General features: G+C 66.8%; 20 protein-coding genes. All 20 read left to right on the top strand.

The features are described from left to right. Positions 1-210: 210 nt before the first annotated feature. Positions 211-561 carry a hypothetical protein gene (locus A8M77_RS31520; protein ID WP_086925418.1) on the top strand — a complete coding sequence of 117 codons (351 nt, stop codon included), beginning with the start codon at positions 211-213 and terminating at the stop codon, positions 559-561. A 75-nt stretch (positions 562-636) separates the two neighbouring features. Continuing rightward, positions 637-2,253: a terminase large subunit gene (locus A8M77_RS31515; RefSeq protein WP_202820677.1), complete on the top strand. Its 1,617-nt coding sequence runs from the start codon at positions 637-639 to the stop codon at positions 2,251-2,253. Between the two features lie 58 nt (positions 2,254-2,311). Continuing rightward, on the top strand, positions 2,312-4,321 hold the full coding sequence (locus A8M77_RS31510) for a phage major capsid protein (RefSeq protein ID WP_086925416.1): 2,010 nt from the start codon (positions 2,312-2,314) through the stop codon (positions 4,319-4,321). 67 nt (positions 4,322-4,388) lie between these two features. Further along, complete coding sequence (locus tag A8M77_RS31505; RefSeq protein ID WP_086925415.1) at positions 4,389-4,802, top strand: hypothetical protein; 414 nt, start codon at positions 4,389-4,391, stop codon at positions 4,800-4,802. Positions 4,803-4,868: 66 nt separating this feature from the next. Then, positions 4,869-6,188 (top strand): phage portal protein, encoded by a 1,320-nt coding sequence (locus tag A8M77_RS31500; RefSeq protein ID WP_202820676.1) that lies wholly within the window; start codon positions 4,869-4,871, stop codon positions 6,186-6,188. A 271-nt stretch (positions 6,189-6,459) separates the two neighbouring features. Beyond that, complete coding sequence (locus A8M77_RS37055) at positions 6,460-6,789, top strand: hypothetical protein (protein WP_238137044.1); 330 nt, start codon at positions 6,460-6,462, stop codon at positions 6,787-6,789. Beyond that, positions 6,786-8,642, top strand: coding sequence for a collagen-like triple helix repeat-containing protein (locus A8M77_RS31490; RefSeq protein WP_086925412.1), 1,857 nt, complete (start codon positions 6,786-6,788; stop codon positions 8,640-8,642). Before A8M77_RS37055 ends, A8M77_RS31490 begins: the two co-directional genes overlap by 4 nt. A gap of 17 nt (positions 8,643-8,659) precedes the next feature. Beyond that, the gene (locus A8M77_RS31485; protein ID WP_143694843.1) at positions 8,660-9,325 is read left to right on the top strand and encodes a hypothetical protein; all 666 of its coding nucleotides are present in this window, start codon (positions 8,660-8,662) and stop codon (positions 9,323-9,325) included. A 46-nt stretch (positions 9,326-9,371) separates the two neighbouring features. Further along, positions 9,372-10,802: a hypothetical protein gene (locus A8M77_RS31480; RefSeq protein ID WP_086925410.1), complete on the top strand. Its 1,431-nt coding sequence runs from the start codon at positions 9,372-9,374 to the stop codon at positions 10,800-10,802. Further along, positions 10,799-11,416: a hypothetical protein gene (locus tag A8M77_RS31475; RefSeq protein ID WP_086925409.1), complete on the top strand. Its 618-nt coding sequence runs from the start codon at positions 10,799-10,801 to the stop codon at positions 11,414-11,416. The genes A8M77_RS31480 and A8M77_RS31475 overlap by 4 nt, the downstream gene beginning before the upstream one ends. Further along, positions 11,382-12,038 (top strand): head-tail connector protein, encoded by a 657-nt coding sequence (locus tag A8M77_RS31470; RefSeq protein WP_086925408.1) that lies wholly within the window; start codon positions 11,382-11,384, stop codon positions 12,036-12,038. The genes A8M77_RS31475 and A8M77_RS31470 overlap by 35 nt, the downstream gene beginning before the upstream one ends. Further along, a complete protein-coding gene (locus tag A8M77_RS31465; RefSeq protein ID WP_086925407.1) occupies positions 12,035-12,403 on the top strand; it encodes a phage head closure protein in 369 nt (122 codons plus the stop codon). Before A8M77_RS31470 ends, A8M77_RS31465 begins: the two co-directional genes overlap by 4 nt. 3 nt (positions 12,404-12,406) lie before the next feature. Continuing rightward, positions 12,407-12,955, top strand: a complete 549-nt coding sequence (locus A8M77_RS31460; protein WP_086925406.1) for an HK97 gp10 family phage protein — start codon at positions 12,407-12,409, stop codon at positions 12,953-12,955. Beyond that, positions 12,952-13,305: a DUF3168 domain-containing protein gene (locus A8M77_RS31455; protein ID WP_086925405.1), complete on the top strand. Its 354-nt coding sequence runs from the start codon at positions 12,952-12,954 to the stop codon at positions 13,303-13,305. The genes A8M77_RS31460 and A8M77_RS31455 overlap by 4 nt, the downstream gene beginning before the upstream one ends. A 76-nt stretch (positions 13,306-13,381) precedes the next feature. Next, positions 13,382-13,828, top strand: coding sequence for a phage tail tube protein (locus tag A8M77_RS31450; RefSeq protein ID WP_086925404.1), 447 nt, complete (start codon positions 13,382-13,384; stop codon positions 13,826-13,828). 53 nt (positions 13,829-13,881) lie between these two features. Further along, positions 13,882-14,592, top strand: coding sequence for a hypothetical protein (locus A8M77_RS31445; protein ID WP_143694842.1), 711 nt, complete (start codon positions 13,882-13,884; stop codon positions 14,590-14,592). 40 nt (positions 14,593-14,632) lie between these two features. Beyond that, positions 14,633-15,088: a class I SAM-dependent methyltransferase gene (locus A8M77_RS31440; protein ID WP_143694841.1), complete on the top strand. Its 456-nt coding sequence runs from the start codon at positions 14,633-14,635 to the stop codon at positions 15,086-15,088. Next, positions 15,085-15,918, top strand: coding sequence for a hypothetical protein (locus tag A8M77_RS31435; protein ID WP_086925401.1), 834 nt, complete (start codon positions 15,085-15,087; stop codon positions 15,916-15,918). The genes A8M77_RS31440 and A8M77_RS31435 overlap by 4 nt, the downstream gene beginning before the upstream one ends. After that, positions 15,897-16,688, top strand: coding sequence for a hypothetical protein (locus A8M77_RS31430; RefSeq protein ID WP_143694840.1), 792 nt, complete (start codon positions 15,897-15,899; stop codon positions 16,686-16,688). Before A8M77_RS31435 ends, A8M77_RS31430 begins: the two co-directional genes overlap by 22 nt. Further along, entirely contained in the window at positions 16,679-17,188 is a 510-nt protein-coding gene (locus A8M77_RS31425; protein ID WP_086925399.1) for a class I SAM-dependent methyltransferase, read from the top strand. Before A8M77_RS31430 ends, A8M77_RS31425 begins: the two co-directional genes overlap by 10 nt. Positions 17,189-17,192 lie beyond the last annotated feature (4 nt).

The raw sequence follows: 17,192 nt of genomic DNA, 5'->3' as shown, positions 1-17,192 counted from the left end.
GGTGGGTCAATCTGCCAGGGGGCCTGGGGCCTAGACCGGCTGTTCTCGCACCGACGGGTTTTTTCCGCCGGGGCCGAAATCTCAGCCTCCGCCCCCATTATCTGTACAGAAATTCGGATCATGTCAACACCAAAACGAGGTCGAGGTCGACCGGCGTTCAAGCCGACGCCTGCCCTCCGGAAACTGGTTGCGGGCAATGCCGGAGGTGGGATGTCCCACGAGGCAATTGCCTGCGCCCTCGCCATATCGCGCACGACCCTCCTGAAACACTTCAAGGAGGAGTTGACGACCGGCGCACACGGCCACAGGAGTGCCGTGCTACTGGCGCTGGAGAAGGCTGCACTCAAGGGCAATGTCACGGCATGCCGAGCCTACCTGGCTTACACCTCGCCGGATCTGGAGGCTGTGGTGCCGAAGGCCGATCGATCCAGAAAGCCCGTCGCCGAGGCGAAGCCAGAGGCGGCGCTCGGCAAGAAAGATCAGGCCCAAGCCGACGGCATGGTCGCCCAGGTGGGCACGGATTGGGAGGACCTGTTGAAGTCGCCGCAGCGGCTGCAGTAAGTGGAAGGGCTCAATCTTTCATGCCTGGACTGGGTCGAGCGGCTGAAATCCGGCCGCAGCCTGGTGCCGGACCTGGTGCTGCCCAATGCGCCTGAAGGGGACCGGGCAGTCGGGATCTTCAACAAGCTGCGGCTGTTTGATGTGCCGGGCACCCCGACCATGGCCGAAGCTGGCGGCGAGTGGTTCCGGCGCATCGTGTGGGTCCTGTTCGCATCGCTGGACCCGGTCACGAAGGCCCGGCTGATAAGAGAGCTCTTCCTGTTGGTCCCGAAGAAGAACAACAAGACGACTGGCGGCGCGCTGCTGATGCTGACGGCGCTGCTGATGAACCAGCGCCCGCGCGCCCCGTTCCTGCTGACCGGCCCAGTGCAGAAGACCGCTGACGACGCGTTTGCCGCGGCGGAAGGTGCGATTGCCCTGGACAACGTCCTGGCGAAGAAGTTGCACGTTCGGGACCACAAGAAGACGATCATCCACCGCGACACCGGTGCGAAGCTGGAGATCATGACGTTCGACCCCGACATCGTGACCGGCAAGAAGGTCGTCGGGGCGCTGATCGACGAGGAGCACATCCTCGGGAAGATGCACAAGGCCAAGAAGGCCATGGTCCAGCTGCGCGGCGGCATGATGCCGTTTCCCGAGGCTTTCCTGGCCATCATCACCACGCAGAGCGACGAGGCGCCGGCCGGGGTGTTCAAGGAGGACCTGACCAAAGCCCGGGACATTCGGGACGGCAAGCGGCTGGGCGACATGCTGCCGGTGCTGTACGAATTCCCCACGGAAATGCAGAAAGACCCGGCCAAGCCGTGGCGCAACCCTGCGAACTGGTCGATGGTGACCCCGAACATGGGCCGCTCGATCGCGCTGAGCTCGCTGGTGAAGGCCTGCGACGACGAGGATGCAAACGGCGAAGCGGCGCTGCGCACCTGGGCATCCCAGCACCTGAACGTCGAGATCGGAGTGGGCCTGCACTCGGATCGCTGGGTGGGAGCCGACTACTGGGAGCAGAACGCGGCACCGGAGCTGGTGCCTTCGGTCGAAGCGCTGATAGAGCGGTGCGAGGTGATCGTGTGCGGCGCCGACGGCGGCGGCCTGGATGACCTGTTCGGCTTCGCCGCGCTGGGTCGTGAGACGGGTACTCGGCGCTGGTTGGCGTACACGAAGGCTTGGGCCCACCGCATCGTGCTCGAGCGGCGGAAAGAGATTGCGCCGCGGCTGCTGGATCTGGAGAAGGCTGGGGAGTTGACCATCGTCGACGTGCCTGGCCAGGATGTGATCGAGGTCGCCGACCTGATCTGCAGGATCGATGAAGCCGGCCTGCTGGCCGAGAAGGCTGCGATCGGCGTGGACACGGCAGGCATTGGAGACCTGGTGTCGGAGCTCACCATTCCCGAGCGCGGCATCGCGCTGGAACGAATCATCGGCATTTCCCAGGGCTGGCGGCTCAACGGCGCGATCAAGACGGCGGAGCGGAAGTTGGCCGGCGGCGACCTGAAGCACGGCGGCACCGCCCTCATGAACTTCTGCGTCGGAAACGCCAAGACCGAGACCCACGGCAACGCCGACCTCATCACCAAGGCCGCCAGCGGAAAGGCCAAGATCGACCCGCTGATGGCGCTGTTCAACGCCGTTTCCTTGATGTCCATGGACCCCGCCTCGATGAAGAAGAAGTTCCAGCTCTTCTTCGCCTGATCCCACCGAACCCCAACCGAGCCCGCCGCGTGCGGGCTCTTTGCATTGGAGCCAGCACATGAACCGTGCCTACGCAACGATCGATATCAAGGCCGCGGACGGCCCAGGCGAGAAGCGGACCTTCACGGGCATCGCAACCACGCCGAGCACGGATCGTATGGGCGACATCGTCGAGCCGAAGGGCGCGGTGTTCAAGCTGCCGATCCCGCTGCTGTGGCAGCACGACAGCCGGCAGCCGATCGGCTGGGTGACGGCTGCCAAGGTGACGGACAAGGGCATCGAGATCTCCGGTGAGGTCGCCGACGTGCCTGAAGAGGGCGAGCTGAAGACGCGCCTGGCCACGGCCTGGCAGTCCATCAAGGCCAAGCTGGTGCGCGGCCTGTCCATCGGATTCAACGCCATCGAGCACACGCAGATCGATGGCACGTGGAGCCAGCGCTTCACCAAATGGGAGTGGCTCGAGCTGTCCGCCGTGACGATTCCGGCGAACAGCGACTGCTCCATCAACGCAATCAAGTCGGCCGATCAGGCCATCCGTCGCGCCGCGTCTGGCGCGCGGCCTGTCGTCCGACTCGACAAGGGCCTCACGGCCAAAACCCTTCCCGGCGCCTCGGGAAATCTCAAACCCGAAACCCCGAAAGGAAGTCAGATGACCACCATCGCAGAACGCTTGGCCGAGTTCCAGGCAAAGCATCAGAACCTCGTCGACCAGAAGGACGCCCTCGTCAAGCAGGTCACCATCGAGGAAGGCCGCACCTTCGACGAGCACGAGAAGGAGCAACTGGCCAACTTCACCGCCGACATCGATTCGATCGCCGATACGATCAAGGAACTGAAGGCGCACGAAGCGTCGATGGTCTCGAAGGCCACCGCCGTGGCGACGGTCGACAACCCATCGGCCGGCGATGGCAATCGCGGTGTCGACGTGCGCGGCGGCGGTCCGATCACTGTGAAGTCGAACCTCGAAAAGGGCTCGCGCTTCGTCCGCTTCTCGCTGGCAATGGCCGAAGCGAAGGGCAACGTGATGATGGCCGAGCAGATCGCCCAGCACCGCTACAAGGACACGCCGGAGGTGGGCTTCATGCTCAAGGCCGCGATCCACATGGGCGGCACCGGTCGTCTGGCCGAGGCGGCGATCACCAAGGCCGCGGTCACGAGCGTGAACTCGACCGACACGGCCGTCACCCAGTACGCGGACATCCAGTCGGAGTTCGTCGAACTCCTGCGCCCGCGCATGATCCTGGGCCGCATGACGGAACTGCGTCGCGTCTCGATCTACTCGCGCGTGGCGCGGCAGCTGACCGGCGTATCTGGCACCTTCGTGGGTGAAGGCGCGCCGAAGCCGGTGCAGAAGCAGACCTACGACAACATCACCCTCGGCCCGACGAAGGCCGCGGTCATTGTGGTGATGTCGGACGAAGCGGTTCGCTACAGCACCATCGACGCCGAGCGCCGTGCCCGCGAGGACATGGTCAAGGGCATCGCAACCTACCTCGACAAGCGGTTCATGGACCCGTCTTACAGCGGTGTCGCGAACGTGTCGCCGGCCTCGATCACCAACGGCGCCACCCGCATCCAGTCTTCCGGCTCCACGCTGGCGGCGATCGACGCGGACGTGCGCAACGCGATGGCGATGTTCGCGACCAACGACGTGGACCCGTCGACTGCGGTGTGGGTGATGCCCGCGACCGTGGCGCTGCGCCTGTCGATGAAGCGCACCTCGCAGGACGAGCTGGCATTCCCGGATCTGAACATGCGCGGCGGCACATGGTACGGCATCCCCGTTATCGTGTCGAACGCCATGGTGACCTCGGGCTCGCCGGCTGAACTGCAGATCGCGCTGGTGACGCAGTCGGAGGTGATGATGGCCGACGACGGCGGCATCGCGATCGACATGTCGACCGAAGCCTCGGTGCAGATGAACGACGCACCGTCCGCCGGCGCGCAGTCGCTGGTGAGCCTCTGGCAGAACAACCTGGTCGGCATCCGCGCCGAGCAGTACATCAACTGGGCAGCCATGCGGCCGAACAACCTCGGCATCGCGCTGATCGAGAACACCAACTACTGATCCAGGTTGGTGACGGACCCCGGTGGCTCCGGCCGCCGGGGCCTTTCTGCATCCCCGGAGACTGCACATGTTCTACAAGACCCGAGTCATGGTCGCCGCAGAGGATTTTCTGCACGGCGCCGACCTGCTGCGCAAGGGAAATACCTTCGTCGCGACGGAGATCGACGCCGAGTACCTGCAGCGCAAGGGGCGCGCGTCGTTCGCGCCCGAGGCGCAGCCCGCCGCAAAAGTTGAGCCGCCTGCGCCGGCCCCAGCGGCACCCGCCCCTGCGCCTGCGGAAGCGCCCGCGCCCGTTGCCGACAAGCCCATCGAGACTCCTGAAGGCCCGGTCCCGACCGAGGCCTCTGAACAGCAGCCCGCTGACGCTGCTCCTGCTGGTGAGCCGGTCGCTGAGTCGAAAGCCGAGCTCGCGCCCGTGGCGCCCTTGGCGCCCGCGCGCCGTGGCGGACGTCGCCCTGCGAACTCCACCACCAGCGAGTAAGCCGCCATGGCAATGAAGGTGTTCGGCTTGGAGTTGCGCCTCCCGAGGCGCGCAGAGAAGGCGGCGGTGTCGCCGATCACCCTGCGCGATCTCGTAGGCCGCATCATGGAGCCGTTCGCCGGTGCCTGGCAGCGCAACCTTGAGATCGACAACAAGGAGTCGATCCTCGCCTTCAGCGCGGTGTACGCGTGCGTCTCGCGCATCGCCAACGACATCTCGAAGCTCCGGATCATGCTGACCTCGATCGACGAGAACGGCATCTGGTCGGAGGTTGGCGAGTCGCCCTACTGGAAGGCGCTCAAGAAGCCCAACCGGTACCAGAACCGCATCCAGTTCCTGACGGACTGGCTCTGCATGAAACTGATCCACGGGAACGCGTACATCCTGAAGGAGCGCGAGCCCAGTCGCGGCATCGTGCGCGCGCTCTACGTGCTGGACTCGCGCCGGGTGAAGCCGCTGGTGACGCCCGACGGCGGCGTCTACTACCAGATCTCCAGCGACTACCTGGCCGGCCTGCCGCAAGGCGTCACGCTGCCGGCGAGCGAGGTGATCCACGACCGCTGCCCGGCCCTCTGGCATCCGCTGTGCGGCGTGCCGCCCCTGTACGCATGCGCGCGCAGCGCCACCCAGGGCAACCGGATCCAGACCAACAGCGCGACCTTCTTCGACAACATGAGCCGGCCGAGCGGCATCCTGTCCGCGCCTGGCCTGATCGACGATGTCACGGCCGCCCGCCTGAAGCAGGAATGGGAGCAGAACTTCGGGGGCGGCAACCTCGGCCGTCTGGCCGTAGCCGGCAACGACCTGAAGTACATCCCGATCACGATCCCGGCCGAGCAGGCGCAGCTGATCCAGCAGCTCAACTGGACGGTCGAGGACGTTGCGCGCGCCTTCGGCGTGCCGCTCTACAAGATCAACAGCGGCCCGGTGCCGACCAGCAACAACGTCGAGGCGCTCGAGCAGCAGTACTACACCGGTTGCCTTCAGGTGCTCATCGAGTCGATCGAGCTCTGCCTTGACGAAGGAATGGAATTGCCCAACGGCTACGGCACGCGCCTTGACCTCGACGGTTTGCTGCGCATGGACAGCACCGCGCAGATCGACTTCCTGGAGAAGGCGGTCAAGGGGGTCATGTCCGCCAACGAGGCGCGCCGGAAACTCAACCTGGCGCCGACTCCTGGCGGTGCTGCAGTGCTGTCTCAGCAGCAGAACTTCTCGCTGCAGGCCCTGGCCAAGCGGGACGCCAGCGAGGACCCCTTCGGCAAGCAGCAGCCTGCTCCCGCTCCGGCACCAGCACCTAGCGACGATTCGGACGAGGAGGTCGTCGACGTGGACCAGGCGCGCGAAATGATCGCGCACATCCGCAAGGGGCTGGAACTTGCCTGAGCGCGGGCCTCGCGGCTACCCGGGCATCGACGGCCGCGATGGAAACGATGGTAAGGACGGGAAGGATGGCGCCCCGGGCGAGCGCGGCCCCCGCGGCGAGCAGGGACCGTCTGGCCTCGATGGAAAAGACGGCGCTCCGGGGCTCAACGGCAAGGACGGCATACCTGGTGGCGAAGGCCCAGCCGGCGATCAAGGCCCGCGCGGCGAGCGCGGCCCAAGGGGTGAGCAGGGCGAGAAAGGCGAACGAGGCCCGCGTGGCGAGCAGGGGCCGATGCCAGATCACCGCTGGGTCGGCACCGAGTTGCAGTTCGAGAAGCCGGACGGCGAGTGGGGCACGCGTGTTGATCTTCGCGGGCCGAAAGGTGAGCGCGGCCGCGGCGGCGGTGGCGGCGGCACAACCGGAGGTCCCACGCTCACGCCCGCGATGCTCAGCCCGGCCACGGACGACACGCCCTCCAGCTTCGTGGTGGTGCAGGCCGACCAGTTCGTCCTCGCGACCCTGGAACAGATGCTGACTTGGCTCGGCGGCACCGTCGAGCCGGTGGTGGTGATGGTCGATGACGACGAGGTGCTCGTCGACGATGAAACGGTGACCCTGTGACGATCCAACACGCTGTCATCCCTGCCGGAAAGCGCCACGGCGCGCACCAGTGGGTCGTCGCCAATGAGGCGGCCCGCCTGGCGTTGACGCCGTCATCGAGCGACCTGTACAAGTTCGCCCTGCAGACGGATGACATGTCGCAGTGGCTGCTCACCGACGACTCGCCGGCCACGTGGCAGGAGTTCTCAGAGCAGGGGCCGCAAGGCGAACAGGGGATTCAGGGAGAGCAGGGCGACCCGGGTCCGCAGGGTGATCCGGGTGACCCTGGCGTCAACAGCTGGGGCGCGATCCCAGACATCCCGGCCCCCATCCAGGACCTTGCCGCGCTGATCGACCCGGGCGCCGATCGCCTGCTGTTCTGGGATGAAAGCGCCGGCGAATACGCCCACTTGCAGCTCGGCACCAACCTTTCGATCACGGGCACCACCCTCAACGCCGCAGGCGGCGGAGGCGGCGGGGCGGTGGATTCGGTCAACGGGCAGACGGGCGATGTGGTACTGGCCGCCGGCGACATCGAGGTCACGCCGGCCGGCAACATCGCCGCGACGGACGTGCAGGCGGCCCTCGAGGAGCTCGACAGCGAGAAGCAGCCGCTGGACGCCGACCTGACCGCTCTGGCCGGCCTGACCTCGGCAGCGAACAAACTGCCGTACTTCACCGGGTCGGGCACTGCGGCGCTGGCCGACTTCACTTCGGCGGGCCGCGCGCTGCTGGATGACGCAGATGCCGCCGCGCAGCGCACCACGCTTGAGCTGGCCACCGTCGCCAACACCGGTGCCTACGCCGACCTGACCGGCAAGCCGCCGCTCGGCACGGCGGCCGCACTCAACATCGACACGGACGGGACGCTGGCCGGCAACAGCGATTCGGTCATCCCGACCCAAAAGGCGGTCAAGACGTACGCCGACCAGCTGATCGCGGCGGCCGACGTGATGGTGTTCAAGGGCGTCATCGACGCTTCGACGAACCCGAACTACCCGGCCGCGGACGCCGGCTGGCTGTACCGTATCAGCGTGGCCGGCAAGATCGGCGGCGCCTCGGGCATCAACGTCGAGATCGGCGACACCATCCTGTGCCTAGCCGACAGCACGGCGTCCGGAAACCAGGCGACCGTCGGCTCGAGCTGGAGCGTCAGCCAGGCCAACCTCGACGGCGCGGTGATCGGCCCGGCCTCCGCAGTGAACAACCGGGTCGCCTTCTTCGACGGGACGACCGGCAAGCTGATCAAGGACAGCGGGCTGACGCTGAGCGGCTCGAACACCGGCGACCAGACCACGATTACCGGTAATGCGGGCACCGCGACGGCGCTGCAGACGGCCAGGAACATCGACGGCCAGAGCTTCGACGGTACGGCCAACATCACGGTCATCGCGCCCGGGACGAACGCGGCAACCGACAAGGCCACGCCGGTAGACGCCGATCTGGTCCCGCTCGTCGATAGCGCTGCAAGCAACGTCCTCAAGAAGCTGACGTGGGCCAACATCAAGGCGACGCTCAAAACCTACTTCGATACGCTCTACGGCGCGATCGGCATCCCGCAGAACTCTCAGAGCAGCGCGTACACGCTCGTTCTCAGCGACGCCAACAAGCACATCTATCACCCCAGTGCGGACACCACCGGTCGCACGTGGACTATCCCTGCGAACTCGTCAGTCGCATTCCCGATCGGCACGACGGTCACCTTCGTGAACGACACCAGCGGCGGCACGATCACTATCGCGATCACGACCGATACCCTGGTCCTCGCTGGCGCTGGCACGACGGGTTCAAGAACGCTCGCGGCGAACGGAATCGCGACCGCGATCAAGATGACTTCGACGCGCTGGCAGATCAACGGGACAGGTCTGACCTGATGCCAGTCCAGGCCGTGATGCTCGCCCAGAAGATCGCTGGCGGAGGCGGCGGCGGGGATCCGTCGGTCGCGAACGCGCGGAAGGCGAACACGTCCGGTGCCACCACGTGCACGACGTCGAGTTTCACCTCGACATCCGGCAGCACGATCTGGGTTGGCATTTCAGACGCCTCGGGGCAGGGCGAGGTCACGGTTACGGACAACAAGGGCAACACGTACACGCAGATTGGAACCACGCAAACGAGTGCATCCGGCGCACAGGTGCGGCGTTACTACTGCGCGAACATTGCCGGTGGTGCCGGCCACACGGTCACTGCGACATGGGGCTCGAACTCCGACGCGACGGTGCATGTGCTCGAGTTGGCCAACGTCGCGACGGCGTCCCCGCTCGACGCTAGCGGGCAGACCGATGATTCGAACCCGCCGTGGACGTTGGCATCGGGCATCACACCCTCCACCGCGAAGAGCATCTCGATCGCGATGACAGGCACTGCCTTTTCTGGGACGTGGTCCGAATCGACAGGCTTCACAGTCCAGACGGAGGAAGGTAACAACTCGCTCTACTGGACCGGCTGCGCGGCGAGTCGCGTTCTCCTGTCCGCCGCGGCGCTGAACCCCTCCTTCACGATCAGTGGCGGTGGCTCCGACAGCGCTGTGGCGATGGACGTTTTCAAGGGGCTCTAGGCCCGGCAAGAGGCATGGACACGATGCCCGATACCAAGGACACCGCATGAAGATCGACCTCAAGAAACTCGGCGACGAGATCGTGCAGGTTGTCCGGGAGTACGTCGGCCAGCAGTTGGTCGCTGTGTCGAAGCAACTGAGCGAACTCAGTGCGCGCATCGACCAGTTGCCAGCGCCCAAGGATGGCAAGGATGGCGTCGACGGCAAGGACGCCGACCCGATCCAGATCAAAGCCCTTGTCGATGAGGCAGTGGCCCTGATCCCGGCTCCAAAGGACGGCACCAGCGTCACGGTGGAGGATGTGGCGCCCATGGTCGACAACCTCGTGAAGGCCGCCGTCGCAAAGATCCCTGCGCCTGCCAATGGAAAGGATGCCGACCCGGAGGTCATTGCAGAGATGGTGCGTGCCGAGATCGCCAAGCTGCCCGCGCCGGTGGATGGCAAGAGCGTCACGCCCGAGGACTTAGCACCACTGATCGCATCGGAGGTGGCCAAGGCGGTCAGCGCGCTGCCGGCACCGAAGGATGGCTTGGACGGCAAGGACGCGCCGCCAGTCGACGAAGCGGTCATCGTGCAGCAGGTGCTGGCGCAGATTCCGGCGCCCAAGGACGGGACGAGCGTCACCGTCGACGACGTCGCGCCGCTGATCGCGCGCGAGGTCAAGGCCGCGGTGGAGCGCATCCCGAAGCCGCAGAACGGCAAGGACGCCGAGCCGCTGGACCAGCAGGCCATCGTCGCCGAGGTGCTCGCGCAGGTCCGAATTCCCGAAGACGGCAAGAGCATCATGCCGGAAGACGTTGCCCCCATGCTGGCCGACTTGGTCGGCAAGGCCATCGCTGAGTTGCCGCGGCCGAAGGACGGAGTCGATGGTCAGAGCGTGCCGGTCGAGCAGGTGCAGCGCATGGTGGCTGAGGAGGTGACGAAGGCGGTCGCCGCCATCCCGGTGCCGAAGGACGGGGAGCATGGGCGCGATGCGCTCGACATCGAGATCCTTCCGACCATCAACGAGTCCCGGCGCTACGCGCGCGGCACCTACGCCAGCCACAAGGGCGGCATCTGGCGCGCCATGCGCTCGACGGAAGGCATGGATGGATGGGAGTGCATCGTCGACGGGGATGCGGACGACGAGGTCGAACTCGGCGTCGACCTGCGCACCTTCACGCTGCGCAAGATCAAGAGCAGCGGCCGCGTCATCGAAAAGAGTTTCAAGCTGCCGGTGGTGATCCACCGCGGCATCTACCAGGCTGACCAGCAGTATGAGGCCGGCGACGCCGCGACCTGGGACGGCTCCACGTGGATCGCGCTGCAGGCGACGAAGGACAAGCCAGGCACGAACTCGGAGGCTTGGAGGCTTTCCACCAAGCGTGGCCGAGACGGGCGGGACGGTAATCGCGGCGAGAAGGGGGAGCGGGGCGCAGAAGGCCGGGCTGGCCGCGACCTGACGCAGTTCGACCCGTTGACCGGAGCGAAGTGGTGAGGTGGAGCGTTCCGCCGCTGTGGCGCGGCAGGACGGTGGCCGTGCTGGCCAGCGGGCCCAGCATGTCGCAGGAGATCGCCGACCTGGTGCGCGCCGCCGGCATCCGCGCGATTGTGGTCAACGACACCTACCGCCTGGCGCCATGGGCTGACCTGCTCTACGCGGCCGACGCGCAGTGGTGGGAGTGCAACCCGGAATCCAGCGACTTCTGCGGGCTGAAGGCGAGCGTCTCGGCGGTGCCGGGCGTGCTCCAACTGCAGAACACGGGGACCGACGGGTTCGAACCGCACCGGATGGGCGTGCGCACCGGCGGCAACAGCGGCTACCAGGCCGTGCACATCGCGATTCACGGCGAGGCCTCGCGGATCCTGCTGTGCGGCTTCGACATGAGCAACCGCGCCGGCCTGCACTGGCACGGCGCCCACCCGGCGCCGCTGCGCAACACGGACGACCACTCCTACACCCGGTGGGCGGATCGCTTCGCCGCGCTGAAGGACATCGGGCCCGAGATCATCAACTGCACGCCGGCAAGCGCGATCACGTGCTTCCCGCGGCTGGACCTCTACGAGGCGCTGGACAATGAACATCACAGTCGTCACGCCGCCGCTGTTTGAGCCGGTGACCGTCGCCGAGGCATACCAGCATCTGCGCTGGGACCCGGAGCTCGAGGGCTCTCCGCCGGAGGAGGTCTATCCGCTGCAGGGCCTCATCGAGCGCAACATCGTGACGGCGCGCGAGTACGTGGAAAAGGGCACGTGCCGTGCGCTGGTCGAGCAGACCATTCGCCTTTCCGGCAGCGCCTGGGGCTCCCAGCCGGGCGGCCGGTTCCGCGACTGCCGTAACTACATCGAGCTGCTGCGGCCACCCTTCATCGAGATCGTCTCGCTCCAGTACTACGATGGGGCCAACACGCTGCAGACGGTTGACCCCGCCAACTACTACGTGAGCGACGACCTGGTGCCGCGGCTCTACACCGGCACCGGCTACATCTTCCCGATGTTCTACGAGCGCGACGACGCGGTGCGGGTGACATACCGCGTGGGGTACGCGGCCGAGGCGGCCTCTCCGATGACCCAAGAGGCGGCGGCTGCCAACGTGCCGGCGGCGCTCAAGGACGCGATCCTGCTTCACGTGCAGATCCTCTCGGATCGCTTCGACCGGAACGAGCGCGAGGACCTCGAGCGCGCGCGTGACGCCATCATCACGCAGAACCGCGTGCACACGTTCTCGGCATGAGCGGCTACGTCAACGCCCAGAAGCTCAATCGGCGCATCACGATTGAGCGCAAGACGACGGAGAAAGATGCCTTCGGGCAGACGTTGCAGGTATGGGTGAAGGTCTGCAGTCTCTGGGCGCACGAGAAGTCCATCACCGGCAGCGGCTTCGTCAATCAGGAGTTCGCCACGGCCGGGACCGAGGTGAGCCGGGCGACGGCCAGTTTCAGGGTGCGGCGCCGCGCCGGCATCACGGCCGGCATGCGAATCGTCGAGCACCGCAAGGGCTGGCCGAAGACCTACTACGACATCAAGGTCGTGCTGCCCGACCTGCAGGACAACCGCTTCATGGACATCGGCGTCGCCACCGGCGCCAACGAGGGCTGATCGGTGGCGAATGGGCGCAACCTCCGGCGACGCGGCGGCCGTGGCACTCGGCCGTCCGGTCCATCGCTCTACCAGAAGGACACGATCGGCATCAACGTCGTCAGCAACGTCACAGAATCGCTGGCCGCCCTGGAGGCTGGGATCAAGGAAAAAGTGCTGCGATCGGCGGCGCGCGCTGGCGCGCTGGTCTTCTACACCGAGATGCGGCAGCGAGTGCCAGTGAAGTCTGGCGAGTTGTTCCAGTCGATCTACCACTACCACGACGACAAGGGCTCGACACCGAATAGGCAGACCTACTTCGTGGGCCCGAACAAGAGCAAGGCGCCGCACTGGCATCAGGTCGAGTTCGGGCACTGGCAGGTCAACGTCGTCGTCAAGCTGCCGAATGGCCGCCTCGCGGCAACGAAGGAACGGCTGGCAACGCCGAAGTGGATTCCGGCGAAGCCCTACGTCCGGCCGACTTGGGATGCGAAGAAGCAGGCTGCGGTGACCGCCGCGCGGCTGCGCATGGGTGAGCGCCTGAAGGAACTGATGACGGAACTGCAGCCATGACCGTGCCCGCGCTGATCACTGCCCTGTCACCGCTGTTCACTGGCGGCGCGTGGCCGCTGCGCGCCGACCAGGGCACGCCGATGCCGTACCTCACGCTCCAGCGCGCCGGCGGGCAGCCGGTCAACACCTTCTGCGGCGTCCCCGGCAAGGAGAACGGCCGCTTTCAATTCAACGTCTGGGCGAAGACCCAGATCGAGGCCGATGCCCTCATGGCGCAGGTCAAGGCGGTCGTGTGCGATCAGGCCACTTTCCGCGGCGTCGCGCTGAGCGAGCGCGAGTGGGTCGAAGGCTACGACACGCGCACCTTCGGCGCCCGACAGGATTTCTCCATCTGGTGGGCAACCACCTGAGTTTCGTCCCCGCCCTTTCCGGGCATTTCAACCGGCCGCCTTCGGGCGGCTTTTTCGTTCCCGAAAGGAAGCTGCTATGCCATCCGAAGTACTACTCGTCCAGGGCCTGTCGATCCGCATCTCGAACAACGAGGTGACGGAACTCAGCCAGAGCCCGTCCCCTGCATCTGCGGTGCTTGACTGCATCGGCCGCGAGATCCAGTACCAGGGCGGCACCGCGACCGAGAACGACGTCACGACCTTCTGTTCGACGGCCAAGGAGTTCCGCCTGGGGCTGGAGGACAGCGGCACGATGACCGTCACCGGCCACTGGAAACAGGGGAACGCGGCGCACAACGTCATCCGCACCGCTGCCGCCGACAAGAAAACGCGCCTTGTCGAGGTCGATTTCGAAGACGGCTCGATCTTTCGCACGCTCGCGCTGGTGGCGCAGCGATCCTGGTCGGCTGCTGTCGACGGGGTGGTCACCGCGACCTACAACTTCCGCCTGACGGGCGCCACCGAGGAAGTCGACCCGGTCTGATGCGCGCGCAGTGCTCCCTGCCGGACGGCCCGAACTACCGGAAGCCGGCGTTCTTGGCCGGGCTGCGCGCGGCCGGCTACGAAATCGAGCCGCGCATCGGCCAGCCGGGCCCGGGCGACATCCTGGTGATCTGGAATCGCACCGCCTCGCGCGAGTTGGAGGCCCAGCGGTTCGAGATCGCCGGCGCCCGCGTCCTGGTCTGCGAGAACGGCTACCTCGGCAAGGAGTGGCGCGGCCTGAAGTGGTTCGCGATGGCCTGGGGCCACCACGCCGGCGCTGGCACGTGGCCGGACGGCGGGTCCGAGCGCTGGGATGCATGGAATGTGGAGCTTGCGCCATGGCGCGCGGGCGGACGCGAGACGGTGATCCTGGCGCAGCGAGGCATCGGCGAGCCGGGCATCGCCTCGCCGCCGAACTGGGCGTCCGACGCGCAGAGCCGCATCGGCGGCCGCATTCGGCAGCACCCTGGCGCCGATGCACCGCGCGTTCCACTTGCCGAAGACCTGAAGGACGCCGCGGCGGTGGTCACCTTCCACAGCGCGGCGGCCCTGAAGGCGCTGATTCTGGGCGTGCCGGTCTGGCACGCATTCGATCGCTGGATCGGCGCGCGCGCGGCGCGGCCGCTGGCGGAGTTCGGCGCAGAGCCGAAGCGAGACGACGCCGACCGGCTGGCCATGTTCCGCCGGCTCGCGTGGGCCATGTGGAGTTCCGATGAAGTTGAGAACGGTACGGCCTTCACCCGACTCCGCGACTGCACGCTTTGAGCGCGAGCACGTGCGGCCGCGCGAGGGGCGGACATTGATCGTGGGCTCGCACGTCTACGAGGACAAGGAAGACCGGCGCCAGCGCTACGCGGACGTCGTCGGCGTTGACATGCTGGAAGGTCCCGGCGTCGACTTGGTGCTGGACTTGGAGCGAGATCTGCCGGGCGACGTTGGGCAGTTCGATCACGTCGAGTGCATGAGCGTGCTGGAGCACTCGCGCCGGCCGTGGCTGCTGGCCGCGAACATCCAGCGGCTGATGGCGCCCGGCGCGACGATCTTCTGCACCGTTCCGTTCTGCTGGCGCATCCATGGGTACCCGAGCGACTACTGGCGCATGACGCCGGACGGCGTCCGCGAACTGTTCCCGGAGGTGGAGTGGACGGCGCTCATGCTCGCCAGCAACGAACTGACCGATGGGCCCAAGGCGCCGACGATCAAGCGGAACGACCATCCGTACTTCAGCCGCACCGAGACAGTTGGGTTCGGACGGCTATGAATCTGCTCTTTACAGGCCGCGGCACGTCGGGCAGTTGGCAGATTCGCGGCGAACAGCTTGGGCGCACGCTCAGCGCCGATGTGCGGCCGCTGGCGTTGGACGTCGCGCCGTACGACCTGGCCATCCTGGTGAAGCGGCCTGACACCGAACTGCTCGAGCGCCTGCGGCGCGCCGGCACGAGGGTGATCTGGGACGTCGTCGACGCCTGGCCGCAACCGGCGGGCAACGACTGGGACGAGAAGCGCTGCAGGGCCTGGCTTGAGGAGATGGTCGCGCGCATTCGCCCGGCCGGCATCGTGGCAGCGACGGAGCAGATGGCGCAGGACTGCGAGCGCTTCCGCGTGCCAGTGCTGTGGCTGCCGCACCACGCGCGCCCCGGTCTCAGGATGAACCCGATCAGGCCGCTGAAGGTCGTGGGCTACGAAGGCGGCGAGCAATACCTCGGCAAGTGGCGCGCCGTCGCGGAAGCCGAGTGCGAGCGCCGCGGCTGGAAGTTCGTCATCAACCCGCAGGAGCTGGCCGACCTCGACGTCGTGCTGGCGCTGCGCGACTGTGGCGGCTACGCGCCGCGGCACTGGAAATCGAACGTGAAGCTGGCCAACGCACAGGGCAGCGGGACGCCTGTCGTCTGCAACCGCGAGGCCGGCTACCTGGAAACGCAGTGCGGCGCCGAGCGGTGGGCCGACACCCCCGAGGAACTGACGAAGGCGTTCGACGCCCTGGAAAGCAGCCAGGAGCGCTTCGCGGCTTCGCGACGCCTTAAGGCCGCAGCCCCGTCGCTCGACTCCATCGCAACGAGGTATCTGGAATGGCTACGGTCGAGCTTCTGAGGGGCCATCGGGTGGCCAGGGCCGCCGACCCTATGCTGGCAGCACTGGCCGCCGCGGCGCGCGCGGCCGGGGACACCGTCAATGAGACGCACCGGTACCAGGGCGGCAGCGACTGGCTGATCCTGTTCGGCGTCGGGGCAAAGGAGCACGATGCCGCGCGCCGCGCGCAACTCGCGGCCGGCGGGCGGGCGCTGGTGTGGGACCTGGGGTACATCGACCGTGAGAAGAAGGGCGGCCACCTCCGGATGTCGATCGACACCGACCACCCGCCGCAGTGGCTGGAGAAGACGCCGAGCGATCCGAGCCGGCTGGAGAAGCTGAGCGCGAAGCTGCGCGAGGACGCCGACCCGAGCGGCCCGATCCTGCTGATCGGTCTGGGGCACAAGTCGCGCGCCTACCTGAAGCTGAAGAACTGGGAGCAGCGGGCGTTCGAATCGGTGCAGCGCCGCTTTCCCGGCCGCCGGGTGATCTTCCGGCCCAAGGGTGCCGACGAGCTCCGGCTGGCCTGCGACGTCGACCCGACATCCTCGATCAGCGACCTGCTGCGCGGCGCCTCGCTCGTGGTGTGCCGGCATTCCAACGTGGCGATCGACGCCGCAATCGCCGGCGTGCCCTTCGAAGCCGAGGACGGCGCCGCGATGTGGCTGCACGGCCGTGAGTTCACCCGCGAGAACCGCCTCGAGTTCCTGAAGCGGCTCGCCTACTGGCAATGGAAACCAGCGGAGGCCGCCCAGGCATGGGCCTTCGCGAAGGAAATCGCATGCGCTTGAAACTGAACGTCGGCTGCGGTCTGCGCCGGCTCCCTGGCTACACCGGCATCGACGCCGTGGCCCGCTCCGCCGCCGACATTGTGGCGCCCGCTCACCAGATTCCGCTCGAGGAAGGCTGCGCCGACGAGGTGCTCGCGATCCACCTGGTTGAGCACATCCTTCCTTGGGAACTGAAGACGGCGCTGCTGGAGTGGAACCGGCTGCTCGCCGCGGACGGGAGGCTGATTCTCGAACTACCCGACTTGGCCAAGTGCTGCCGGAATATCCTCGATGGGCTGGCCGGGCCGAAGCACCCCGACCAGCTCGGCATGTGGGGCCTGTTCGGCGACGACCGGTCGCAGGACCCGTACATGCTGCACCGCTGGGCGTACACCTTCGCCACGCTGAAGCCGATCGTCAAGTCGGCAGGCTTCACCGACATCGTCGAGAAGCCGACGGTGTGGCACCCGGTCGGCCGCAACATCCGCGACTTCCGGCTCGAGGCCCGCAAGGCGAACTGACCTC

The organism is Variovorax sp. JS1663 (genome assembly GCF_002157355.1).
Taxonomy (GTDB): domain Bacteria; phylum Pseudomonadota; class Gammaproteobacteria; order Burkholderiales; family Burkholderiaceae_C; genus Variovorax.
This window is presented reverse-complemented; position numbering and strand designations above follow the sequence as displayed.